This is a genomic window from Neobacillus sp. NPDC058068 (genome assembly GCF_042885335.1).
Classification (GTDB): domain Bacteria; phylum Bacillota; class Bacilli; order Bacillales; family Cytobacillaceae; genus Neobacillus.
Window position 1 is genome coordinate 292,484 of the sequence record NZ_JBHVSI010000001.1, and the last position, 24,705, is coordinate 317,188.

Genomic DNA, 24,705 nt, shown 5'->3' on the forward strand with positions numbered 1-24,705 from the left:
ATCAAATGGGACACGGCAATTTTCAATGAAAAGGAGACAAGGATGATGACAAACGTTAAATTAGCTGTCATATATTACAGCATGGGTGGAACGAACTATCAGCTATCAAAGTGGGCGGAAGAAGGGGCAAAAGAAGCTGGTGCAGAAGTAAAGGTATTAAAAGTGCCTGAGCTTGCACCGCAATCTGTGATCGAGGGTAATCCAGGCTGGAAAGCACATGTCGAAGCTACCGCACATGTGCCTGAGGTTAAATTGGAGGATATAGAGTGGGCTGATGCTATTATATTCAGTGTTCCGACACGATTTGGAAATATGCCTGCACAAATGAAACAATTCATCGATACTTGTGGCGGTCTTTGGTTTAACGGTAAGACAGTGAATAAAGTGGTGAGTGCGATGTCCTCAGCACAAAATCCTCATGGCGGCCAAGAGGCAACGATTTTATCACTTTACACCTCCATGTACCATTGGGGAGCGATTGTTGCAGCACCAGGATATACCGATCCGGTTATTTTCGGGTCTGGGGGTAATCCTTACGGAACAAGTGTTACGGTAGGGCAAGATGGAAAAATGATTGAAGATGTACAGGCTGCAGTTAAACACCAAGCGAAACGTACAGTTTCAGTTGCAGAATGGGTAAAAAAGGCAAACCAATAATAAATTAAGTGCCGATCGATTATATTTCGATTGGCAGATGAAATGAAGAACATTGAAAAAAGAGGAAGAAAATTTTGATTTAAAAAAAGACGATGTTTCTTACCCTAAGGAATCATCGTCTTTATTAGAGAAGAACACTCTTCGGTTCTTCAAGAAGCGAATGAATAATAAGTCCTATCTATTTCTTGCCGATTAATTGAGATTAATAATGAAGCAAATCTATCGAGAGCAATTAAAAGCAGCGGGTTTTAGCGAAGACGTTTTGCCGCCGAAGCCAGAAGATAGGAGTTGGAACATCGGAAATTATGCTGCAATATGGATGGGTTTAGTTCATAATATCCCTAACTATATTGCCGTTGGCGGACTTTTTGCTTAAAGGGTATCAGTTGGACGAGTATTCGCCGCAATTATATGTGCGTCAATAATATTAGCAGCAGCGCTGGTTTTTAACGGTCATGCTGTATCAAAATATGGGTTACCATTCTCATGGGCAGGACTGTCAAATACATAATTTTTCTATTAAGGATTCAACTTTTTTGTGAGAGATTTCCTTGCTGAAAATAGGAGATTTTAGTTATCTAATGATTTTTTTTGTACTCATGAATTCTCTCACTATGATACCTGATTGTGGAAATGAGCACATAAATAAACATAGGGCTACCTCTTTTCGAAGGTTAGTATTAATAATTAAATATATGTAATAATTTCTTTTAAAATGTTAGAAATTAATATATTGAAATGGGAAGGGATAAGGAGCGATGAACCGAGGCAGGAGACCTGCCTGTTGTTTGCGCTTTACTCTACGAGGATATAGGGAGGGTGTGGAAAGTGTTGAGAAAACTTTTTCAACAGGTGAATAATTCAGGTTTAATATTATTATGCTAAATTTTAAATAAAAAAACTGGTTTCCCAATTATATATAGGAACCAGTTTTTTACTTATCAAATAATTTTTTTTGGAATCATAAATTCTCTTACTAAGATACCTGATTGAGGGAAATGTAATCCTAATTGCCAGGCCCCAATCCCTCTTAAACGATAGTTAACCATTAGTTGAAGTTTTTGAGCACGAGCTCTTGCATCTTCAAACCACACAATATGTCGTTTGCCCGTTTCATCTCGATATTGATAAAAAGGCTGCTGATATTCTGTTGAATATTGAATTGGCACTTGATACTTCATAGCTGTTTCTATTGCAGTAGAGACAGATACGGCACGGGCGCTGTCTACTGTTCCATTAGCCATTGTCCAATTATACCCATAGCGTGGAACACCAAGGATAATTTTATTTCCTCTCATGTGATTAAGAGCATACTCAATAGTTTTTCTTACTTCCCCAATGGGAGCAGTAGGGCCTGGCGGACTGCTTGTTTCGTGCCAGTCATAAGCCATAATAAAGACAATATCAACAGCTGCTCCTATTCCTCCGTAATCATACCCTTTTAACCAGGAAATATTGTCACTTGTTTTAGCCGGTACTGCTACGGATGTATAAAATCCTTCAGGCCTTAATCGTTCACTTAACGAACGTAAGAAGCCACTATACAAATCCCTTTCACTTTCATGAATCCGTTCAAAATCAATATTTACACCAGCATAGTTTTTGGATTTGATTAGGTTGTAGATGTTATTTATTAATCTCTCTCTAATTTCAGGAGTATTTAATACTCGTCTCGTTAATTCGGGACTAAATCCTGTCGGTGTCAAATTCGTGATAACGGCTAGGGGTGCTACCTTATTCTCTCTTACAAGCCTAATTAGTTGCTGATCATTTAAAGTACTTAAACCTCCATCCTGAAGAATATGGTATTCGAAAATTCCAAAAAAAGTATTAATCGGTGCGAAGGTCTGAACGATTAATTGATTCTTTTCAGGTGTAGAAGGCGTTATATAACTAAATCCTTCTGCTTCGTACTTAGGTCTAGGAGGCAAATATAACTTCATTCCAGCCATTAAAATATCTGATTGCAACCCGTTATAAAGACGGATGGTATCAATTGAAATTAAACTCATTTGAGAAATGGAATATAGTGAATCCCCAGGCTGAACAATATACATATTTGTCGGAATGAGCAGATCTTGTCCTGGTACTAATCTATCTGTTTTTAATCCGTTTATGTTGCGTATACTATCCATAGAAACTTGATATTTTGTTGCAATCGAAAATATAGAATCATCTGTTTTAACCACATAAATAAACATTGGACACCTCTTTTCAAATGTTAGTATTAGTTTAAATATATGTACTTGTTTGTATTGAATGTAGGAAATTATTTATAGTAAGGGAAATCACGAAGGATATCATTTTTAACGATTAAAACTTTGAGATTACTAGAATGAATAAAACTCTTCATAAGCGATAAAACTAGGTCTGTTGTACGTTCAAGGTGTCAACTTTTTGTGCACCCCGAATAAAGGAAGGAGAAGAACTATAAAATGAGCAACGAACATGTCGTGTCAAGAGGTATTAGAAGTGTAAGGAATGTCGTTTATCGAGAAAACTCATCGACTCATAAAGTGGGCTTATGATTGAACCGGGTACCTTGGAGGAAAGTGATCCATTTCTAATCATTAAAAGAAAAATATTACACCGAATTTTTATGACTTTTGAAGCTATATCCAATAATGGAACTGTGGTTTTTGAATAATTGTTGCTAAATTTCTTCTGATGGTCTTGGGCCGGCAGCAAGACTAGAGTTTTCTACTGTCATAATAGGACGAACTGTAATATCTCCATTCACAATTATTTGACAAGATAAACGAAGATAATCATCAATTAATTGATCATTCAATCCTTTAGCCGCAAAAGCATTTTTTTCATTGCTGGTTATCTCTTGATAATCACCTGCCAGAACTTCTACTCTGCAAGTTGTACATTTTGCTTTACCGCCGCAGCGATGGAGAATATTTACACCGTTATCTTCCAGTGCTAATACTAACTTTTTTCCCATTGCTACTTCAAAAGTACCTTGACCGAATACAGTAATATAGGGCATTTTATTTCCTCCTCACCAAAAATGATTGATCAAAATGTTTCTTCATCATGATTAGTTATTCTCATACATTACATTGTTAAGACATAAAAAAGAAATTTTTCTCCAATAACACAAACATTCCCTACTTTTAGTCCTTATGATGATTATTTTGAGACTGAAAATTTTTACTTGAGATTTTATTCTTGATTTCTACCCCTTTTCAACAGGTGAATAATACAAATGAACATCAAATATCTATTCTTTCTTTAATAAACTGAAATAAATATAGGCGAAATTATGTAACTCGGAAATGTATAGTTCTCTGTTGTTTTTTAAATTTAAATTTTCAAAAAATTATATTGACTTTTTCTCAATTTCTATGGATAATCAAATAAATTGAAATAGAAAATGGTATGGGACTAGTAAACCTTTGGAACGTGATAGAGAGTGAAACCCGCAGGCTGAAAGGTTTCTCACGGAAAAAAGCTTGAACCTGCCCTCACACGCTGCTTATGTAAACATGAGACGCCTGCCTGCGTTACGGGTTCCAAGTGGGTGTGAGCGCTGTGCTCGTCATCAATTAAGGTGGTACCGCGGAAACGATTTTTCCGTCCTTTTTTAAGGACAGATGAATCGTTTTTTTATTTTTTATAAGAAAGGTCGAACGGTTATGAAAAAACAGCTTGTGGTGGTGAAGATTGGGAGCAGCTCACTTACAAATACGTCTGGTACAATTTCTGAAGCAAAAATCCGTGAGCATGTGGATGCACTCGCCTTTTTAAAATCCCAGGGGCATGAGGTCATTTTGATTTCATCCGGTGCTGTTGCGGCAGGGTTTGGTTCTCTTGGTTACCCAACGCGCCCAAAAAGTAACTCCGGGAAACAGGCGGCTGCAGCTGTTGGGCAAGGACTATTAATGCAACAGTATATTCAGCTGTTTAAAGAGTTTGATATGGTACCAGCGCAAATCTTATTAACTCGTGAAGATTTTTACAGCCAGACCCGGTTTCAAAACCTATTCTCGACGATTAATGAGCTACTCCAAAGAGGCGTCTTGCCGATTATTAATGAAAATGATTCGGTATCGATTGAGGAATTGACCTTTGGGGACAACGATTTGCTGTCTGCCCTCGTCAGCGGGTTTTTACATGCCAATGCATTGATTATTTTAACAGATATTAACGGTCTTTATGATGGTAATCCAAAACTCACAAAAGTGGCCAAAAAATTTAACTTTATCCCAGAGGTTTCCGAAGAAATGCTTGATTTTGCCGGGGATAGCGGTTCTTCTGTTGGCACTGGCGGTATGAAGTCGAAGTTACTGGCAGCAAAAAAGGCATTGTCACTTGGTGTCAGCGTCTTCGTCGGCACAGGAATAGGAAAGGAAAAACTGGTCGATATTTTAGCTGGAAAAGGTGATGGGACGTATATAGGCGGTCCATTCCAAACGCAAATGCAAATGAGAAAGCAATGGATTGCCTATCACTCTCAGGTCGGCGGAGTGATTGAAATTGACGATGGGGCAGAGAAAGCCATTCTGTTCCATGGGAAAAGTTTGCTGCCAGTTGGAGTGACGAAGGTAATTGGTGAGTTTAACGCACTGGATGTCGTAGTGGTTCGAAACCAAAAAGGGAAAACCGTCGGAAAAGGGCAGATTTATTATTCCTCTAAGAATTTATTAATGGTAAAAGGCTTACCAAGTGAACAATCGAAGGTTTATTCGATTAACAAAAAAGCGGAAGTGATCCATCGTGATAATTGGGTCACCATGCCAAAGGAGTGAATGAGGGATGAGTGAGTTACTCGAAAAGGCTAGAAAATTAAAAAAAGCAGCGAAACAGATGGCAATGCTTTCTGCCGCCGAGAAAAACGAGGCGTTAGCGATGATGGCGGACCATGTATTGATGGGGAAAGACTGGATTATAAGTGAAAATGCAAAGGATATTGAGGCGGGGAAAGAAAACGGACTATCACCTTCTCTTTTAGATCGGTTGCTGTTAACGGATGAAAGAATTGATCAAATTGTTAGTGGGGTACGGCAGTTAATTCATTTGGAGGATCCAGTTGGTGAAACAATCGAAGCATGGGAGCGGCCAAACGGGTTGCAAATTAACACGATTCGGGTCCCGCTTGGGGTTATCGGAATGGTGTACGAAGCACGTCCCAATGTAACGGTGGATGCCGGGAGCCTTTGTTTGAAAGCAGGAAATGCTGTGCTTTTAAGAGGCAGCTCCTCGGCAATCCATTCCAATAAAGCACTTGTCCATGTCATGCGAGGTGCACTTGAAGGAACTGCGATTCCAGCTAATGCCGTGCAGCTGCTAGAGGATACGAGCCGCGAAACAGCGGCGGAAATGTTTAAATTTAACGAATACTTAGATGTTCTCATCCCTCGGGGCGGAGCAGGGTTGATTCAATCGGTCATCCAACATGCCACTGTTCCAGTGTTAGAAACTGGCGTTGGTAACTGTCATGTATTTATTGATGAAACAGCGGAACAAAAAATGGGTATTGATATTGCCATAAATGCGAAGTTACATCGGCCATCTGTCTGCAATGCCGCAGAAACGTTGCTTATTCATGAAAATTGGCCATATGTCTCAAACCTATTGCATGCGCTTCATGATCAAGGGGTTGAACTGCGAGGAAGTGAGGAATTAGCCTCCGCCTATTCTTTTGTCGCGCCAGCAACAGAAGAAGATTGGCACACGGAATTTCTTGCACCGATTTTAGCAGTAAAACTCGTGAGTGATGTGATAGAAGCGATTGAACATATCGACCAATATGGAACAAAACACTCTGAAGCGATTATTAGTGAAGATACAAGAAATGTGCGTTTATTTTTCAAGGCCGTGGATGCGGCGGTGCTTTATCACAATGCCTCGACTCGTTTCACCGATGGCGAACAATTTGGCTACGGTGCGGAAATCGGCATCAGTACGCAAAAGCTGCACGCCCGCGGGCCGATGGGGCTTAAGGCATTGACAACTTCTAAAGCAATTGTTCAGGGAACAGGGCAAATTCGTTCGTAATATTTTTGTTTAGCGCTAAAAAAGCGCTTTTTTTGCGTTCTGTTTTGGCTGTGTAAATAGAGAGGTTTTACTTAAACAATACGGATGAAAATCCATGAAAAAGTCCAAGTAGAGAGGTTCTACTTAAACAATACGGGTGAAAATCCATGAAAAAGTCTAAGTAGAGAGGTTCTACTTGAACATTACGGGTGAAAATCCGAGAAAAAGTCTAAGTAGAGAGGTTCTACTTAAACAACACGGATGAGAATCCATGAAAAAGTCTAAGTAGAGAGGATCTACTTAAACAACACGGATGAAAATCCATGAAAAAGTCTAAGTAAAGAGGTTCTACTTGAACATTTCAAGTGAAAATCCAAGAAAAGGTCCAAATAGTATGTGTTAACTATGTGTTAACTTCTCTTCTCAATTATTAAATCAGCCTAAATTTTTGTTCTAGTTTCTGTTATAATTAATATACAAACATACATTCTCGTATAGTAGGTTGGTGTTCAAATGTCAGATGATATTCATATTTCCGTAAGAACTCTTGTTGAATATGTGTTCCGGAGCGGCAGTATTGATACCCGTTTCCGCTCCCAATCGACGCTATTAGATGGGACAAGGATACATCAGAAAATCCAAAAAACGTATCAAGAGGGTGATCAAAAGGAAGTTTATCTTCGAACTGAAATTTCCTATGATGACCTTACCTTCCTCATTGATGGCCGATGCGATGGGCTTTTGTTTCGTGATGGAGGGGTAATGGTCGATGAGATTAAGTCGTTCTCGCAGCCACTCGAGCAAATCGAAGGTGAAGGTTACCTTGTTCACTGGGCACAGGCAAAAATGTATGCCTATATGTATGCAAAAGACAACGCTCAATCGGAAATCCTTGTCCAGCTAACCTATGTCCATGTGGAAACAGAAGCAAAAAAATATTATCAAAAGAACTACACATTATCAGAACTTGAGACATTTGTAGTAGAGGTGATTGAAGGCTACGCCCCTTATGCCAAGCTGCAGCATGAGCATCGAATCAAACGAAATGAAAGTTGTAAAGAATTAGCTTTCCCGTTTGAAACCTATCGTGACGGCCAGCGGAAACTAGCTGGAGCTGTTTATAAAACGATTGTAGATAAAAAAAATCTGTTCGCAAAAGCGCCAACAGGAATTGGCAAGACGATTTCTACTCTTTTCCCAGCGGTGAAGGCGATGGGGGAAGGACCCCTAAACCGTGTTTTCTACCTGACTGCAAAAACAATTACCAGAACAACAGCGGAAGAGGCATTTGCCCGCATGTCTTCCTGTGGTCTTTGTATGAACTCGGTCACGATTACAGCAAAGGACAAGGTTTGTTTCAAGGATGAAACGATTTGTCAAAAGGATTACTGTGAGTTTGCGGCTGGGTATTACGACCGAATTAATGACGCAATTCTTGATATTTTATCAAATGAAAACGGGATGACCCGTGAAGTAATCGAAGCCTATGCCCGTAAGCATACTGTCTGTCCATTTGAATTTTCGCTTGACCTTGCATATGCCGTTGATGCCATTATTTGCGATTACAATTATATTTTTGACCCGAGGGTGTCGCTTAAGCGATTGTTTGAGGAACAAAAGAAGTCAACCGTTTTATTGGTCGATGAGGCTCATAATCTCGTTGACCGCGGCCGGGAGATGTTCTCAGCCTCATTAAACAAGGAGATGTTTCTCCAGTTGAAAAAAGACTTTAAGGGTGTCAATAAGGTGATTTTTGACGCTGCTAGCAAGTTGAATTCCTCGTTCATTTCCTTGAAAAAAGCAAATGCCGACAAGAATGAATTTATCTTAGAGCAGCTGGATGAAGCGTTTTTTGAACAACTTTTTCAATTTGTAGCGGATGCAGAACAGCAACTACTAACAAATACCTCTCAAAGTCTAGTAGAAGCCTACTTTACGGTGAATAATTTTTTAAAAATCGTCCCGCTTCTTGATGAGCATTATGTCATTTACGCGGAGAAAAATAAAAACGATTTGGTGATTAAGCTGTTTTGCATCGATCCCTCAAAGCTGCTTAAACAAATGGGGAAAGGGTATCGCTCAAAGGTGTTCTTCTCAGCAACACTCTCACCATTATCGTATTATCAAGATATCCTCGGCGGGAATGAGGAGGATTATGCGCTCTCCATCCCGTCGCCATTTTCAATTGAACAAGTCGATGTCTTTATTAAACCATTGTCGACGCGCTTCAGGGATCGGGAACAGACCAAAGATGCAATTGTAGCGATGATCAAATCGTTAATTAAAAACCGACCGGGAAATTATCTGATATTTTTCCCGTCCTATCAATATTTATTGTCCGTTTATGAGCAATTCAAGCAATCAGATGAAGAAACGCAAACAATCATTCAATCGACTGGGATGACAGAAGCAGAAAGAGAAGCCTTTTTGGCGGCATTTATGCCTGATCAAAATGAAACCTTACTTGGATTTGCTGTTCTTGGCGGGATTTTTTCTGAAGGAGTAGACTTACTCGGAGATCGATTAAATGGAGTTGTCGTGGTTGGGGTTGGGCTGCCACAGCTTTGTTTTGAACGCAACCTTATCAAGGATCATTTTTATAAAAAGGACAAGAATGGCTATGATTATGCTTATGTGTACCCGGGGATGAACAAGGTCTTGCAAGCCGGGGGACGATTGATTCGCTCTGAAACGGATCATGGGACGATTGTCCTTGTCGACGACCGATTTCTACAAAAGCAGTATCAAATGCTCTTGCCTCCTGAATGGAGAGAGTATACAATCATTTAACAATCAGGGCATTTGCACTAAATAATCGAACTGGAATGAAGTTTGACTATTTAATCAAACTTTTATAAAATTAGATTAAATAATCTAATTAGGGTGAACAACCGTGAAAACGAAGAATAATCCAATATCAATTTTTATATTAGATGTCAGTAATTCGTCGGCTGAAAATATGGGAGATGAACTGACGCTATATCTAGATGAGATGGTGAAATGGATCACCATTTGGACCGAAAACAATGGACAAGTAAAAGTGAAGCATCGAGCTGGTGATGAAATCATCTTTGTTGGCAATGGCTATTCAACAGCCTATATCATCGCTTTTTATGTAAGCAGGATTTGGAAATATCGCAATCACAAACCTTATTTTGGTTTGTCTTTTGGAGATATCGATAGGGAACTAGCAGAAGTCGATATCGAGACATGGATCCATCCGTTGATTAAGCAGGCCAGATATGCGAACGATTTGTTGAAACAAGAACAAAATCGGCCCCCTTTTAAATTTGAGCTTGACCAATTTTATTTAGGTGATCGAAATATCCCTGTTTTATACAACCAGTTTCGCTATGAATTCGAGACGTTATTTAACACAATCCTGCAATTGCAGCACACTCTCATCAAAGAACAAACGAACATCCAGGAGCTCGTATGTTCCTTTTATCTCATATTGCAGCAGCAAAAAGCCGTTGGTGAACTGCTTGGCAAAACAGCGCCTACTATTTCGAGTCATTTCAAAAAAGGAAAAAGCGAAGAAGTCCTCCGTACCTTTCATGGATTGATTAACGTCCTAAATTCATTACAGAAAAATACCATTCAAGGTATAGCGGATAACCCAATGGAAACAGCTGAGAGGTTGCATGATTCGATTAGAAGTCATTTGAAGGACAATATAAACTTGCTGCTTATTAACTAGAGAGGGGAAACCATGCTTATTTTAAGTCTCATTCTCGCCCATCTAATCTCTGATTTTTATTTGCAAACAGATAATATGGTGAGGGAAAAGTATAAAAACCTTAAGAAGCATCTAGCACATCATTTTTTTATGACTGGGTTGGTTCTTGGCGGCTATTTGATTCCTTACTTTAACGTAATAAATAGCCTAAATAATTTCCTTTTCCCTTTGGTTTTAATTGTTTTTTCTCATTTTCTGATTGACTTTATAAAAATCAAACTGCTTGATACGATTAAAATTACAAACGAGGAGAACATGAAGCGGCTTAGTTTTTTCCTATTGGATCAATTACTCCATCTTGGGATGATTTTGCTTGCATGTCATTTATTTATTGGTCTAGAGATAACAAAAATAAGCGAAGTTTTCAAGGAAGGACATAAGTTAAGCTCGATAAATGCCGTTTTGTTTATCCTCATCATTGTGATTCTAACCACAAGTGTTAGCGGACATTTAATAAGGATTCTTCTAGGATCGCTGCCGAACCAGCTGTTAAGCTTTGAAGGAAAATATGCTTTTAAAGCTAACAGACATGAGGATCAGTATGCCCATTCAAGGATCGGAAAAAAGGAACTAACCGAGGAATATCATTACACCATATTCTCTAAACACGATCTTTCTCGCGGGAAATTAATCGGCTATATTGAAAGATTGCTAGTTTTAGTGTTGACATTTTACAGTGCCTACCCAGCCATCGGGTTTATTGTTGCGGCAAAATCGATTGCCAGGTTTAAACAAATGGATGACCGGGATTGGGCAGAGTATTTCTTGCTCGGCACCCTTACTTCGATGTTCATTGGCATCTCACTTGGAATTGTATTACGGGAAGTTTTGACTTAAAAATATGAAAAACAGATTTTTATCTGCCAAAATAAGGCAGCTTTTTTTAAGAAAAGCACGCAAGCTATTTCATCTTCTGTATTTCTTCCGTCACAACAAAGGCAAGGTCATCGTTGCCAAATAATGATAAAACGCCTAGCAAGGTTTGGTCACCAACATCTCCAGCTTCTTCTTTTGGTACCGTTAACTCGATTGCTTCCTTCAAGGCAGGGTTGGAGGCTTGATTTGGATAGGCCCTAACATATAATTCCTCTGGATTGAGGTCATGATTTACACACCATTGGGCGAAGACGAGAATCATCATTTTCTCTTCACCTTTATAGTTCTCGATAATTTTTTCTTCCACTTGTTTTTGATTCATAGAAAACGTCTCCTTCAATTGCCATATACACTCATTATAAGAGATTTATGAGGAATATCTAGCTTTACGATAGATAATTTACGTTGAATGTGGATTTATTTCTCTTTTTAAGAGATACTGTTTGAAGGAAGATTTAAAAAATAGGAGGAACTACTACTATGACTAAAATTGAAGTAGGCGAAATTTTTACTATCAGCGATGAAAATGACCAAGAACAAGAGGTTGAAGTACTAGGAGTAATGACAATTGAAGGAGCTGACTACGTCGCAGTTGGATTTGCGGAAGACGTGCAACAAGAAACGGATGATGATATTGATATCTTCTTTTTAAAGGTCGATGAAGATGGAGATTTTTCCGCGATAGAAAGCGATGAGGAATTTGACAAAGTGTCGGCGGCATTTGATGAAATGATGGATGAGGAAGAGTAAATCGTTGAAGAATGAGGGGGGATATACCTCTCTTTTTTTTTGAAATCTACTTTGATATCAATTGGAAATAATATGTATGTAACTGGTAACTTATGGCATACTGTTAGGGAGAATATCATCAAAGGAGAGACGTAATGCAAATTGAAGAGGGAACGAAATATCAAATTTCTCAAGGGGCTCAGGGAAATTTTAACTCCGCTGAATCACTTACGGTGATTGCTTACAATGGAATTACGGTTCAGTTCACACTTGGAGAAGGTAAAGGTCATGGTTCAATGCCCATTGATCATTTATCCTATCTTCTAAAAAAATCAAACTTAACGCAAATACCAAATAAAAGAGCCTTATTGAATATGGAAAACAATGACGAACAGATTGTTTAGTTTCCTTTTTAACCGCCCATGTCCTGCCTGAAAAAATTCCCAACCTACTGATGGTTGGGAATTTTCTTATTTTAGTTTGCATCCGCTGGGGAAACGCCCATAAATTCACCATCAATAAAAACTGCCATTTCGATATTTCCCTTAGAATTAGTAAAAGGAACACCAACGATTATTACACCATATACATTATGTTTCATAACTTCGATTTCATTTGCTCCATGCGACTTATAGCCTTTATTTTTAAGGTCTTTTTTTACATTCTTATACGCATCGCTGCTTATTACATTTGATACAATTTTATTTCTTTCAGCTCCAAAAAGTTGTGTAGCATCGTGGCAGCCACAATCGTCTGATTCGGTGACTGCTGGTGGATCGGTTGGTTCCGCTGCCTTTGCCGTATTCCCTGTGGTCACGAACAACGTTAATGCAATTAAGCCTCCACATAATACTGTTAAAAATTTCTTCATCTGTATTCCTCCTTTTTTTAAACTCCTATACTTCATTCTCTTTATTACGACAAAATCCTTCAAAATCTTTGGAAAAATATACGACAACTACCATAATTTATTACAATTTGGTGTCAGGCACCATCGAAATCGATAGTTTTATACAAATTTATGTCAAAAATGGTACAAGTATAAAAAAAGGCTGTCTTCTCCAAAGCCAGAGAAGGCAGCCTTTTTTTAATTATTCTTCTTTACCGTATAATATTTCACAGGATCATTACTTGAATTTTTCAATTCCGCAGAAATAGTCCCGGTAAGACTATGTGCTCCTTTTGCATCAAGCCCTGCTTCCCACAGCATCATTCCGCCGAAGCCATGTTCAAGAGCCAATTTTGTTTTCTTTTTCATGGTTGCGTCACCATTATAATAATATGTCGTCCCATTCATTTTTACTGTATCGCTGGCGGCATTTGCAGGATTATTGTTGATGATTGCTTCATAAGAAACCTGTTTGATTTTTGGATTCTCCGGCTGAGCATAAAGAGGAACACCCAAAACGAGTTTTTCTTTAGAGAGATGGTTTGTCTCGAAATAGTTTGCCCAGTAGCCTACAATTTTCTCTGTGTAGGGATAGGGGGATAAATTAGCGGCGTGGTAGCCGTCATCCCACTGACCATCATAGGCCATGATGTTTACATGATCAACATATTGAAACATGGCGGTTTCATAATTAACAAATTTGGTTTCAGTCAAGGTTACTGCATGAATTTTTGCATAAACGGCAACCGATAATTCCTTGTTTTTAGGATGAAGCTGTTCGCTTAGCTCTTTAGTAAAAGCGGCTAGGTTTGCCGCATCTTCTTGATTGCGTGGATGCTCAAAGTCAACATCAATTCCGTCTAAGTGCTCACGGTCTGCAAAACTAGTAAGCTCTTGAACAAGCTTCGCCCGAGTGGCAGGATTAGAAATCGCCGCCTTAAAATAAGAATACGATTCGCCGCCGCTTATGTGGAACCATCCGCCAACACCAAGGATCACCTTTGTGTGATATTTCTTGGCATTTGCAACGGTCGTTCGTAAGTTTTTTAAGGCAGGATCGCCATTGAGCAAAATGCCGCCTTCCTTTGTCGGATGGGCAAAGGAAAAAATAACATGTGTCAATTTGGCATAATCAATTTCGTTTGGGTCGCGGAAATCCTGAACATAAGCGATAAGAGCTTTTGACTGTTCTTTTTCTATTTCTGGCAAGGCTTTTTCTTCGGGCATAAGTGCTGATTTAGGTGCGTTTACTATATTAATAGATTTTGTATCATTATTTTCATGTGAATTGTTACGAGTGACTAAAACTCCAGTTAAAATTCCTCCAATGAAGGTAATCACAATTACCAAGGCAAGGAGGAGATTACGTTTGTTCATTTGCAGAATTCCTCCTCAATCGTCTTCCTCATAAAAATTGTATCAGAAAAAACGGGTAGGATGGGTTGGTAATATCAACCTCTTAGGTGGGGAAAGTGAGACCCCTGAAAGAAAAAAATTTTGCAGCAGGCCGGATTTTTGATATAGTAAATAGGTTAATCATTAATTAAGAGGTGTAAATGTTCATTATGAATCAAGAATATAGAGTGTTATTGTATTATAAATACGTCGTAATCGAGAATCCGGAAGAGTTTGCGAAAGAACATCTTCAAGTATGTAATGATTTCGGCTTAAAGGGTCGAATCATTATTGCGTCGGAAGGAATTAATGGAACGGTGTCAGGCACCATCGAACAGACGAACGTGTATATGAAATACATGGAGGAGCATCCTCTGTTTGCTGGAACGATTTTTAAAATAGATGAAGCATCAGGGCATGCCTTCAAAAAAATGCGAGTACGTTTCAGGCCTGAACTTGTTACTTTACGTTTAGAAGATGACGTTAATCCGAATGTTCTAACAGGTAAACATTTGAAACCTAAAGAATTTTTCGAGGAAATGCAGAAAGAAGACACGGTGGTAATCGATGCCCGCAATGATTATGAATTTGATTTGGGCCATTTCAAAGGTGCGGTCAGACCGGATATTTTGAACTTCCGCGATTTGCCGGACTGGATTCGAGAAAATAAACAAGCTTTCGAAGGCAAAAAGATTCTCACGTATTGCACCGGAGGGATTCGCTGTGAAAAATTTTCAGGCTGGCTTCTTCAAGAGGGCTTTGAAGATGTGTCACAGCTTGAAGGCGGGATTGTCACTTATGGAAAAGATCCCGAAGTTCAAGGGGAATTATGGGATGGACAGCTCTATGTGTTTGATGAGCGCATCAGTGTACCTGTAAATCGCAAAGAGCACGTAGTTGTTGGAAAAGATTATTTTACAGGTGAACCATGCGAACGTTATGTGAATTGTGCCAATCCGGCATGTAATAAAAAAATTCTCTGTTCAGAAGAAAACGAACATAAACATTTACGCAGCTGTTCCCAAGAATGCAGAGTACATCCTCGGAACCGTTATATCGCCGAACATGGTTTAAGCGAAGAAGAGGTAAAAGAAAGAATGACGGCAATTGAAAACAATTTAACCGTTTAAGTAGTATAAGGAAGCAGGCCAGAAAAATTTAAAGGGTTCCGTTTTGAGGTGCTTTCCTAAAAAAATGTACCGAATTGACAGTCGTTTTGACATAGTAATTAGTATATAAAAAAAGCAAAACTCGCCATTGGCGAGTTTTCTTTGTTATTGAAATCCGAAACTTCTTCAACTAAAGCCCCCCTTTAAGTACATTTTCCACAAACTTTTTTTTTGAATGGCTATGTTCAACAATATTGTTGTTATTTCAATCATAAAAAAAAGAACCAAATTAGGTCCTTTTTGTGTTTGCATGTTAACTTGTTCAATTGTTATTTCTCAAAATATGCAACAAACCGTTGTGATCCGCGAATCGAAATCCCACGATTTTCCCTTCTTCCTTTTCCTTTGTAGAAAAGAAGACTTCACCTTCTACACTTGTAGTTTTTTCTTCATCTCCATTTTTCTGATAACCGACCTTTGCTATGAAGGTATAACGATGTGAAATATTCCCTTGCTCAATCGTGATATTCTTAAGACTTAACTTATAGCCATTTAAGTAGGCAGAAGTTTGGTATTGGGTACCACCAAATGCTGCAATGAAGGTCTCGATCCTAGAAAAATCTGCAAAGTAACGTCCGTATACTTCTGCTAAATATTTATCTGCCTCTTGGTTCTCTTCTTTATTATTCACAACAGTCCTATATTTAGGATTCAATAATAGATCCATTAACTTCTCATCCGGACTAGTAAACTCTTGCTCAAGAACTTTTTTAATTGCTGTCTTTTGCACCCAGTTCTCTTCATTATTCCTTTGTTCTTCTGTTTTGGTTCCATTTCTTTGTTCTAATTGTGATGGTTTATCAGAGGAATTTATGCTCTTTTTTGTTATATCTGTAATAAATATTATGGAGCCTATGAATAATGTCACAGTTAAAAGCTTAGGAAACCACTCAAATCTATTTTTCTTATGCGGATGCTTTATGGTATTTCTGATTTTCACCTTATGTTCTTCCGAAAAATGGTTTCCCTTATATACAGTATCATCCATTGCTCTTTTAAGGTTACTCAATTGTTCTTCCATAAAGTTCACTTCCAACTAATATTTTTTTTACCAATATCCGACCCCTGTTTAATCTTGTTTTTACTGTATTTTCATTAATGGCTAAAAGTTCAGCAATTTCGGTAATAGTCATCTCTTCATAATAGAAAAAGATAATTATTTCTCGGTATTTTACTGGCAAGGAGAGGACTGTTTGAGAAAGCTTTTCTTTTTCGTTTTTCAACACCAACTTCATTTCTGGAGACAAATCCTTATTAATAAAGTGTTTGAGTAAGTTATTGTTAAAATAGTATCTTTTTAAAAATGAGCTTTTTAGCATATCTTTACAGCGATTAATGGTGATACGATAAATCCAAGCTTTGAAATAGTGTATTTCAGATGCTTTATAATATTGGTTATAACAAGTAACAAAAACTTCTTGGACTACATCTTGTGCCAAGCCCCAATCCTTTAAGTAACTAAACGCTAATTTCTTTAATCGTTCTCCATATTCACTCATTATTATTTCTAACCATTCATCTTGATTATTTTTGATAAAATGATTATTTTCCGTATTTTCTTTTGCCATTTACTCACCACCTTAATTTTCTATAGCTACAACGAGATACAGTTTTTAAAAGTTTCACTTTATTAAAAGATTAAGTTAATTTATTTCATTTTTAATTTTTAGGCTTTCTTAGTGCAATAATACCATAGGTCTTATTGCACTAACCGCAAGATAGTTTAAGTACAACATTTCACAATCTTTTTTGTGCAAAAAGAAAAAAGGGGACCTCCTTCTTGAAGTATCGCACCCTTTAGCTTAATAAACCTCTGTGCCTGCTTTTTCTGTTTATTAACCAATATTTTGTAAAACTGATAGAGTATTAGCGGTATATATTGTAGAATTAAGAATGTTAGAAAAATAAAGGAGCTATCGATAGAGATGAATAATAAGGGCAGCAGCGGGAAAAAGACGAGAAAAGAACGCCATCAATCGAAAGGGATTGTTCGGTTTGCTATCTTTGCGGTAATTTTGATCCTTGCCGGGGGCTTTTTCTACGCTAACCATTTGAAGTCAGAAAATGTTTCTAGTAAAGTTTCTCCGGCCAGGGAAAAGGCAACAGAAAAGGGAAAGGGAGAGGAGCCGAAACAAGTGGTCGCAGTGGAAGAGAAACCAGAAATCAAACCGGAACCAGATATAGAAACGACCATCAAAATAAGTGCGGCCGGGGATTTTACGCTTGGAACCGATGAAAGTTTTACCTATAGTGATTCGTTTGTAAAGACGGCGTCTGCCAATGGTCTGCCCTATTTCCTTGAGGGCTTGGAAAATATATTCTTAGAGGACGATTTTACAACCGTGAATTTAGAAACCACGCTCACAAATGCGACGCAAAAGGCAGAGAAGACATTTCGCTTTAAGGGTGACCCATCGTACGCCAAAATTCTAGAATTAGGTGGCATTGAAGCTGTTAATCTAGCAAACAATCATAGTCATGATTACCTGGAGAAGGGATACAATGACACAATTGCCGCCTTGCAGAATCAAAACATCGGCTATTTTGGCTACGATCATCAATATATTACGACCATCAAAGGGATTAAGGTCGGGGCTTTAGGATATGAAGGCTGGTCTGATACAAAAGAAATCCGTCAAAAAGTGGAACAGGATATAAAAAACCTAAGAAATCAAGGGGTACAGCTTGTACTTATTCACTATCACTGGGGCAATGAGAGCCAGTATGTCCCGAATGAAGCTCAGAAATCGCTAGCCCGCTTTACAATTGATAGCGGTGCAGACTTAATTCTTGGCCATCATCCCCATGTCGTCCAGGGAATAGAAGAATATAATGGGAAATTTATTGTTTATAGTTTGGGCAACTTTATGTTTGGCGGGAATCGAAACCCAAGGGACAAGGATACATATGTATTTCAACAAACCTTTCATTTGAAAAATGGTGTTCTAACCGATAAAAAAGAAATCAACGTTGTGCCATTTTCTATTTCATCTGTTTCTTCTAGAAATAATTATCAGCCAACAAAATTAACTGGTGCAGAACAAGAGCGAGTAAAGAAAAAAATCATTGATGCATCTAACAAAATCAAAGGATCCGATTGGCTTGTCTATGAAAACCCGCAAGAAGTAGTCAAAAAGGAATAATGAAATAAAACACTGCAATTTCTTAAACATTCGCTATTTTTTTATAACTATCTACGGTTTTGATGTCAGAATAATGTTAAAATATGTTTTATTACAATTGTTTCTAGGAGGATTTCGGTTATGGATACAAAGTTTAGCAAACCAAAAGGTTTTGGGGAAATACTGGACCATACCTTTAGTTTAACTAAAAATCGCTTTAAAGATTTTTTCTTGATATCACTCATTTTCATGGGACCTGTCTATTTGCTTCAAGCAATTATGGAGCTGGTTTCCGGGACTAGTTTTTTTAGAGAGATGGGGAGTGGAAATGTCTGGTTTGAGCAAATCCTCTCGGGTTTTACTGAAACCGGAACAATGGAGACGAGCGGCTTCGGCGCTGATATTGGAATCATAATAGTAGGTTTGATTGGTGCGATTTTAGGTCTGGTGGCGGAGGCAGCCATCCTATTCGCCATTGCTAATATTCGAAAAAACGAAGAATATACCGTTGGTTCCGTCATTAAACAAGCGTTTTCGCGATTTTGGCCGATGATCGGAAGCAGTATTTTATTCGGAATTATCACGGTTATGATTATCGCAATTCCGATTATCCTCGTTACGGTAACGGCCCTATTTGGTTTTGAGGCAAATCCCGTTTTAGGCGTTCTCGGGGCCATCCTGCTATTTTTAGGTTTTGCTATCGGAATTGGGCTGTTATTAACACGCTGGAGCTTTTACTTTGCTTCCGTCGTGCTGGACAAGGATTCACCTGGATTAGAGCGAAGCTGGAGACTTTCCAGGAAACGTACCTGGACATTGATGGGTCTTTATATCGTCTTTTATTTAATAATTTCAGCTATTGAATTAGCCGTTCAAATGACGTTTGGGCTCGCTTTAGGTAATAGTGTGTTGTTATCACTAATTTCAAACCTCGCCACCTTAATTACGACAATGATTTTCTCTGTTGGCTATGCTGTCATGTATCTTGATTTAAAAACGAGACATGAGGGTGATGATTTAAAAGAGATGATTGAGAATTACAACACAAAAACAATCTAAACTAAATACCTAAATAAGTTAGGTGAGGATTATGCTTGATGCTAACAAAGCAAGGGATGAACTGAAAGAGATATTAAATACAAAAGAATATCAGATTTATCACAATGAATCAAAAGGCTTGATTGAAACCTTATGGGAAAAAGCAAAACAATGGATTGCCGAGCAGCTGCTGAAATTATTTCCTTCCATGGAATCTGCCGGCAGTGCCTCGGGGCCAATTCTTATTGCGATTATTGTCGTGGTTGTATTCTTTTTGGCCTTTGCTGCCATTTTTATGATCCGCAATCACAACCGAAATAAACTGCTGTATAACAAAAAGCCGCTTCAATCGATGCACGAAATCAATTGGTCGTCCGAAAGGCATTTACAGGAGGCTAAAAAACAAGAGGGTTTAGCAGAATATACGCTTGCTACCCGTCACCTGTTTTTAGCCCTGCTCCTTTATTTTCACGAAAAGGATTGGCTTGAGGCACGAATTTGGAAAACCAATTGGGAGTATTATGAGGAACTGCGAAAAGTCAATCAACAATGGGCCGTAAAATTTTATGATCTGGCAGCGTTCTTTGATGAAGTGACCTATGGTATGCGGAAGGTCCAAGAAAAAGAATATCAACTTTTTCAAACGGAAGTAAGAAGAATGCTCGGGGAATATGAGCAAACACTTGGCAGGATGGAGGAGAACACTTGAAGAATCTTAAACCTAAGAGACAGGGATGGATTTGGCTGACTGTTCTGCTCTTCGTTTTTATCCTGATTAGTTTATATCTCAGCTCACAAAGCCCAAAGCAATATCCCAATTATGTCTCAAATTCTCCTTCTCCAACCGGTGTGAAGGCATTGAATACATATTTACAAAAGGAAGTTCGTGTTAATAGCTGGACTGCAGACCCCAAGAATCTGCCGAAACAGGGTGAAGAAAAACTTCTGGTGATGGTTGAACCATTTTTTATTCCGGAAACGGAAGAAATGGAGGCCTATCAGAACTTCATGAAGGCCGGAAATACGATTCTTTTATTCCAAACCAATCCAAAAGGAATGTTTGATTTGGACACGGTTCCCGAGCAGCCTTCCCCCGATCATGAAGTAAAGTGGTATGGGGAAAATCAAGGTACCTATAAGGCCGAAATGAACTCTCCATTCCGCATAGTGACAAACAAGGATGACACGGTTCTCATTGATGATGCTGGCGGCGGTGCGATTGCACTGAAACGATCTGTTGGCAAAGGACAATTAATCGTTGCGATTACTCCAGAGTGGCTGATAAATGACAACCTGTTAAAGAAGGACAATTTAGCACTTGTTCTCAACTTGTTCAATGAAGCAAAAACGGGGACTGTCTTATTTGATGAATACCTTCATGGCAGTCAGAATGGTTCATCGATTATGACGGTATACCCGATGTGGTTTTTACTGCTCGTTCTACAGGGAATCCTGCTGATGATGCTTTGGCTGTGGTTCAAAGGAAAGCGGTTCGGACCACTGCTTGTTCCAAGGGAAGAGTCGGTTCGTTTTAGCGATGAAGGAATACGGGCGATCACGGCTTGGTATCTCCGCGGCCGACGTTACCACGATTCCTTATTGATACAGGCTGACTATCTAAAATTATTATTACAAGAGCGATGGCGAATTCCATACCGGATTGAATGGAAGGATTTGTCTAGTTTCTTGGAGCGAAAACACCGTGGGATGCAAGCAAATGAGATTCGCCCATTTTTAATTGGGTTGACCAATATACTTGAAAAAGAAAAAGTAAGTAAACAGGAATATTTGCTTTGGTCCAGAAAACTAGAGCAATTACGGGAAGAGGTGGAGGAAGGGTGAACGAAGAATTAACATCCTTTTTAGAAAAATATGAGCAGCGGATTTTAGGTCAAAGTCTAAATCTCAGGCTGCTATTATCGGCGATTTTATCCGGGGGTCATGTCCTGCTCGAAGGGGTGCCGGGCACCGGAAAAACACAAATGGTACGAACGCTGGCCAGTATGCTAGGCGGTGACTTTAATCGTATTCAATTTACACCTGACCTGCTTCCAAGTGATATTACCGGAAGCACGATTTACAATATGAAGGAAAGCAGCTTTCAAACCTTAAAAGGTCCGATTTTCACGAATATTCTTTTAGCGGATGAAATCAACCGGACACCGGCAAAGACCCAGGCCGCGCTGCTTGAGGCAATGGAAGAAAAACAAGTCACAATCCAAGGTGATACCTATCCATTGCCAGAGGTGTTTTTTGTAGTAGCCACCCAAAACCCGATTGAATTTGAAGGAACCTATCCGCTGCCGGAAGCTCAGCAGGATCGTTTTCTTTTTAAGCTGCTCATTGATTTCCCATCCTTTGAGGAAGAGAAAAATGTCTTAAGACAAGTCATTGAAAACAGTTTTGACGCAAAGCTTGTTTCTGCCATTCTTAATATGGACAGTTTTATTTCGATTAGAAGAGAGATTGAAAGAGTCACCGTTGGCGAAAATGTCATCGATTATACGATGCAGATTGTCAGGAAAACGCGGGAATCAGAAGCAATTCGCTTTGGCGCAAGTACAAGAGCAGGAATATCGATTGGAAAAGCGGCGCAAGCATGGGCGTACATTAAAGGCCGGAACTATGTAACGCCGGATGATATCAAAATGGTTGCCAAACCCGCTTTAAGACACCGAATTCAGTTATCCCCGCATGTAGAATTGGAGGGATCTACCGTTGACCAGATCATTGAAGAACTTGTGGGGTCGGTTCCTGTTCCAAGATAGAGGAGTTTTACCAACTAAACGGTTCATGATGGTTGTAATTGTACTGTCGCTTGGATTAGTGATTGGTACGGCTTTTCGGGAGGTTCCTTGGGGATTCGTCATCACTGTCAATTTGATTGTTTTTTTTGTCAGTCTAGGTGATTTACTGTTTTCACCGAAGAAAAAGGAGCTTAGCTTTAAACGTTTTCTGCCCTCAGAGCTTGAACGAGGGATACCCTACCAGGTGGAGCTGGAAGTAAGCAATCACTCCCAGCATGCTTGTTCCTTCCGTTTGATTGATGGACTGCCACAGACATTGGATCGCCCATTTCCAGTATCAGGTGTGGCCCAAAAGGAATCCACAACAAAGATAACCTATGATACGGCTGCCTTGGTTAGAGGGAAATATGAAATTAACAAACTTTATTTTCGCTATACCAGTTTCCTTGGTTTATGGGAAAAGCAAACGACTGTCGTATTAGAGGATTCTATAAAAGTCCTGCCGGATTTAACAGAAACCAAACAATATCTCGAAAATGCACAAAAATTTCTCGTCTACGAAGGGTTGAACATTCGCAGGCAGCGCAGTGGAGTAGGTGATTTTGCAAAGATTAGAAGTTATGTAGTTGGTGACGATCCGCGTAAGATCAACTGGCGGCAAACGGCGAAGCTGCAAGAAGTGATGACGAATGAGTATGAACCGGAGCACGGGAAATATATTACCATCTTAATTGATTGCGGGAGAATGATGGGGGCGGAATTGACAAAAGGGAATCGCCTAGAGAGAGCTTTAGAAGCGGCGCTGACCGTAACAGCGGCGGCGCTGCAAAAAGGCGATTATGTTTCTGTGCTTGCTTTTTCGAAGGAAATAAAGGTCTTTGTTCCGCCAGCAAAAGGGATGGCCCATTTACAGACGATTCTCCAAGCGATTTATCATCTCCAGGTGGATGCAGCCGAGTCTAATTATGGGGCAGTCCTGCAATATTTAGAAATGATGCAAAAGAAGCGGAGTCTGCTGTTATTATTCAGCGACGTAAGGACCTTTCTTCATGAGGAAAGCGCGCTAATCTTTTTTAAGCGCCTAAGACAGCGGCATCTATTTTTGATGATTGGGATTGAGGATCAGACCCTTATAAAAAGAATAAAAGCGGAGCCGATTGATGTGCAGGCAGCCATGCTGAAAAGTATCGCTCAGCAGCAAATTGTTATTAAGAAACGGGAAAAAATAAAATGGGAAAAACAGGGCCTCCAATTAATAGAGGCCCGGGAGGAGAAACTGGCGATTGCGGCCGTTTCCCATTATATCGAGATTATGAATCAAAACCTTTTGTAGTTTTCATAAGTCTTTGCCGTCCAATGATAACATAAAGGATTAAACCAATCACCGTTAAGATGGCAACGATATACTTTGCTTCTAATGAGATGGCGGCCGGTGTGATAAAGCCTTCAATCACGCCGGCAATGATAAACAAGGGAATCGTCCCTAGCAGGAGCTGCACGGAACGTTTTGCTTGCTGCTTTAACTGATAGCCTCTAGAATATTGTCCTGGGACAAAGAGCTTATAGCCCATTAACAGTCCGGCACCGCCGGCAATGAAAATCGCTGTGAGCTCAATCATCCCATGCGGGACAATATAGGCCCAAAAATCATAGGACTTGCCGTGATGCCAAAACAGGGCAGCGAGTGCACCAATAAGGATTCCGTTATAAACCATTAAGTAGACGGTCAAGAGCCCAAATGTAATTCCGCCGGCAAAGGCTAATATTGCGACCTTTATGTTGTTCGTCATAATACTAGCGGACATTACGGAGGAGTCAACCGCTCCATCATGGCTTCCCAGCTGCTCAGGGTTAACGCCTTGAGCCATATCCGCCGGAAGAATCGAATAAATATGGAGTGGGTCATTTATGACTGAAATGAAGCTCCCTAAGGCACCGATCGTAAACAAAATCAGTGCGATCAAGACAAATTTCCACTGCTCTAACAATAAACCAATAAATTTTGTGCTGAAAAAATAACGAATTTGTTTGAAGCTTGAAACTTGATCTTTGTACATCAAGTTATGTGATTTAGAAACAAGGCCGTTCAAATAGTGAGTTACTTCATCTGCGGGAAAATAGGTTTGACTGTAGGAAAGATTCTGCGCTGCCTTTTGATAGAGTCGATGAAAGAGAGTAATATTGGCACCGGTAATCGTATTTCTCCTCTTCCCTAAAGCGGTCACCAGCTGTTCGAGCTCTTTCCATTCATCACGATGCAGTTTTACAAATTGCTTTACATTCATTCTGACACCTCTTGTTATCATTACGCGATTATGTATTTTTTTACTATTCATCTTATTATAATAATTTTAAAGAA

Annotated in this window: 24 protein-coding genes; 16 read left to right on the top strand and 8 right to left on the bottom strand. The window is 39.2% G+C overall.

Annotation, left to right across the window (positions count from 1 at the left end; all coding sequences use genetic code 11):
- Nucleotides 1–45 precede the first annotated feature (45 nt).
- Nucleotides 46–657 (top strand): NAD(P)H:quinone oxidoreductase, encoded by a 612-nt coding sequence (wrbA, locus tag ACFVSW_RS01355; RefSeq protein ID WP_387311328.1) that lies wholly within the window; start codon nt 46–48, stop codon nt 655–657.
- A 208-nt stretch (nt 658–865) separates the two neighbouring features.
- Nucleotides 866–1,033, top strand: coding sequence for a hypothetical protein (locus ACFVSW_RS01360; protein ID WP_387311330.1), 168 nt, complete (start codon nt 866–868; stop codon nt 1,031–1,033).
- A gap of 565 nt (nt 1,034–1,598) precedes the next feature.
- Here the strand turns inward: ACFVSW_RS01360 and ACFVSW_RS01365 are convergent.
- Together ACFVSW_RS01365 and ACFVSW_RS01370 are read right to left on the bottom strand one after the other, a co-directional pair.
- Nucleotides 1,599–2,858, bottom strand: coding sequence for a glycosyl hydrolase family 18 protein (locus ACFVSW_RS01365; protein WP_387311332.1), 1,260 nt, complete (start codon nt 2,856–2,858; stop codon nt 1,599–1,601).
- 452 nt (nt 2,859–3,310) lie between these two features.
- Nucleotides 3,311–3,652 (bottom strand): 2Fe-2S iron-sulfur cluster-binding protein, encoded by a 342-nt coding sequence (locus ACFVSW_RS01370; protein ID WP_387311334.1) that lies wholly within the window; start codon nt 3,650–3,652, stop codon nt 3,311–3,313.
- A gap of 649 nt (nt 3,653–4,301) precedes the next feature.
- Here ACFVSW_RS01370 and proB point away from each other — a divergent pair.
- The 5 genes from proB (at nt 4,302) to ACFVSW_RS01395 (ending at nt 11,218) form a co-directional block, all read left to right on the top strand.
- Entirely contained in the window at nt 4,302–5,414 is a 1,113-nt protein-coding gene (gene proB, locus ACFVSW_RS01375) for a glutamate 5-kinase (RefSeq protein ID WP_387311336.1), read from the top strand.
- Nucleotides 5,415–5,421: 7 nt separating this feature from the next.
- On the top strand, nt 5,422–6,663 hold the full coding sequence (locus ACFVSW_RS01380; RefSeq protein ID WP_387311338.1) for a glutamate-5-semialdehyde dehydrogenase: 1,242 nt from the start codon (nt 5,422–5,424) through the stop codon (nt 6,661–6,663).
- Between the two features lie 492 nt (nt 6,664–7,155).
- Complete coding sequence (locus tag ACFVSW_RS01385) at nt 7,156–9,432, top strand: ATP-dependent DNA helicase (RefSeq protein WP_387311340.1); 2,277 nt, start codon at nt 7,156–7,158, stop codon at nt 9,430–9,432.
- A gap of 103 nt (nt 9,433–9,535) precedes the next feature.
- Nucleotides 9,536–10,342 carry a hypothetical protein gene (locus ACFVSW_RS01390; protein ID WP_387311342.1) on the top strand — a complete coding sequence of 269 codons (807 nt, stop codon included), beginning with the start codon at nt 9,536–9,538 and terminating at the stop codon, nt 10,340–10,342.
- Between the two features lie 12 nt (nt 10,343–10,354).
- Entirely contained in the window at nt 10,355–11,218 is an 864-nt protein-coding gene (locus tag ACFVSW_RS01395) for a DUF3307 domain-containing protein (RefSeq protein ID WP_387311344.1), read from the top strand.
- Between the two features lie 64 nt (nt 11,219–11,282).
- On the opposite strand, the gene ACFVSW_RS01400 is transcribed toward ACFVSW_RS01395, so the two are convergent.
- The gene (locus tag ACFVSW_RS01400) at nt 11,283–11,579 is read right to left on the bottom strand and encodes a hypothetical protein (RefSeq protein ID WP_387311346.1); all 297 of its coding nucleotides are present in this window, start codon (nt 11,577–11,579) and stop codon (nt 11,283–11,285) included.
- Between the two features lie 158 nt (nt 11,580–11,737).
- Between ACFVSW_RS01400 and ACFVSW_RS01405 the strand changes: the two genes are divergently transcribed.
- Entirely contained in the window at nt 11,738–12,007 is a 270-nt protein-coding gene (locus tag ACFVSW_RS01405) for a DUF1292 domain-containing protein (protein ID WP_387311348.1), read from the top strand.
- A gap of 134 nt (nt 12,008–12,141) precedes the next feature.
- Nucleotides 12,142–12,390, top strand: a complete 249-nt coding sequence (locus ACFVSW_RS01410) for a hypothetical protein (RefSeq protein WP_387311350.1) — start codon at nt 12,142–12,144, stop codon at nt 12,388–12,390.
- A 71-nt stretch (nt 12,391–12,461) separates the two neighbouring features.
- Here ACFVSW_RS01410 and ACFVSW_RS01415 read toward each other — a convergent pair whose 3' ends face one another.
- Together ACFVSW_RS01415 and ACFVSW_RS01420 are read right to left on the bottom strand one after the other, a co-directional pair.
- Entirely contained in the window at nt 12,462–12,857 is a 396-nt protein-coding gene (locus ACFVSW_RS01415; RefSeq protein ID WP_387311352.1) for a hypothetical protein, read from the bottom strand.
- A gap of 216 nt (nt 12,858–13,073) precedes the next feature.
- Nucleotides 13,074–14,252, bottom strand: a complete 1,179-nt coding sequence (locus tag ACFVSW_RS01420; protein ID WP_387311354.1) for a glycosyl hydrolase family 18 protein — start codon at nt 14,250–14,252, stop codon at nt 13,074–13,076.
- Between the two features lie 188 nt (nt 14,253–14,440).
- Here ACFVSW_RS01420 and trhO point away from each other — a divergent pair, with 188 nt between their 5' ends.
- Nucleotides 14,441–15,400 carry an oxygen-dependent tRNA uridine(34) hydroxylase TrhO gene (trhO, locus tag ACFVSW_RS01425; RefSeq protein WP_387311356.1) on the top strand — a complete coding sequence of 320 codons (960 nt, stop codon included), beginning with the start codon at nt 14,441–14,443 and terminating at the stop codon, nt 15,398–15,400.
- Nucleotides 15,401–15,701: 301 nt separating this feature from the next.
- Here the strand turns inward: trhO and ACFVSW_RS01430 are convergent, their stop codons facing one another.
- On the bottom strand, nt 15,702–16,460 hold the full coding sequence (locus ACFVSW_RS01430) for a hypothetical protein (protein ID WP_387311358.1): 759 nt from the start codon (nt 16,458–16,460) through the stop codon (nt 15,702–15,704).
- The gene (locus ACFVSW_RS01435) at nt 16,441–17,007 is read right to left on the bottom strand and encodes a sigma-70 family RNA polymerase sigma factor (RefSeq protein ID WP_387311360.1); all 567 of its coding nucleotides are present in this window, start codon (nt 17,005–17,007) and stop codon (nt 16,441–16,443) included. Before ACFVSW_RS01435 ends, ACFVSW_RS01430 begins: the two co-directional genes overlap by 20 nt.
- 357 nt (nt 17,008–17,364) lie before the next feature.
- Here ACFVSW_RS01435 and ACFVSW_RS01440 point away from each other — a divergent pair, with 357 nt between their 5' ends.
- From ACFVSW_RS01440 to ACFVSW_RS01465, 6 genes are all read left to right on the top strand, one after another.
- A complete protein-coding gene (locus tag ACFVSW_RS01440) occupies nt 17,365–18,582 on the top strand; it encodes a CapA family protein (RefSeq protein ID WP_387311362.1) in 1,218 nt (405 codons plus the stop codon).
- A 120-nt stretch (nt 18,583–18,702) separates the two neighbouring features.
- Nucleotides 18,703–19,620 carry a hypothetical protein gene (locus tag ACFVSW_RS01445; RefSeq protein WP_387311364.1) on the top strand — a complete coding sequence of 306 codons (918 nt, stop codon included), beginning with the start codon at nt 18,703–18,705 and terminating at the stop codon, nt 19,618–19,620.
- 31 nt (nt 19,621–19,651) lie between these two features.
- Nucleotides 19,652–20,308, top strand: coding sequence for a DUF4129 domain-containing protein (locus ACFVSW_RS01450; protein ID WP_387311366.1), 657 nt, complete (start codon nt 19,652–19,654; stop codon nt 20,306–20,308).
- On the top strand, nt 20,305–21,441 hold the full coding sequence (locus ACFVSW_RS01455) for a DUF4350 domain-containing protein (protein WP_387311368.1): 1,137 nt from the start codon (nt 20,305–20,307) through the stop codon (nt 21,439–21,441). The genes ACFVSW_RS01450 and ACFVSW_RS01455 overlap by 4 nt, the downstream gene beginning before the upstream one ends.
- The gene (locus ACFVSW_RS01460) at nt 21,438–22,367 is read left to right on the top strand and encodes an AAA family ATPase (RefSeq protein ID WP_387311370.1); all 930 of its coding nucleotides are present in this window, start codon (nt 21,438–21,440) and stop codon (nt 22,365–22,367) included. Before ACFVSW_RS01455 ends, ACFVSW_RS01460 begins: the two co-directional genes overlap by 4 nt.
- On the top strand, nt 22,318–23,679 hold the full coding sequence (locus tag ACFVSW_RS01465; protein WP_387311372.1) for a DUF58 domain-containing protein: 1,362 nt from the start codon (nt 22,318–22,320) through the stop codon (nt 23,677–23,679). The genes ACFVSW_RS01460 and ACFVSW_RS01465 overlap by 50 nt, the downstream gene beginning before the upstream one ends.
- On the opposite strand, the gene ACFVSW_RS01470 is transcribed toward ACFVSW_RS01465, so the two are convergent.
- Nucleotides 23,657–24,631, bottom strand: a complete 975-nt coding sequence (locus ACFVSW_RS01470; protein WP_387311373.1) for a stage II sporulation protein M — start codon at nt 24,629–24,631, stop codon at nt 23,657–23,659. The two genes, ACFVSW_RS01465 and ACFVSW_RS01470, sit on opposite strands and share 23 nt — an antisense overlap.
- Between the last annotated feature and the right edge of the window lie 74 nt (nt 24,632–24,705).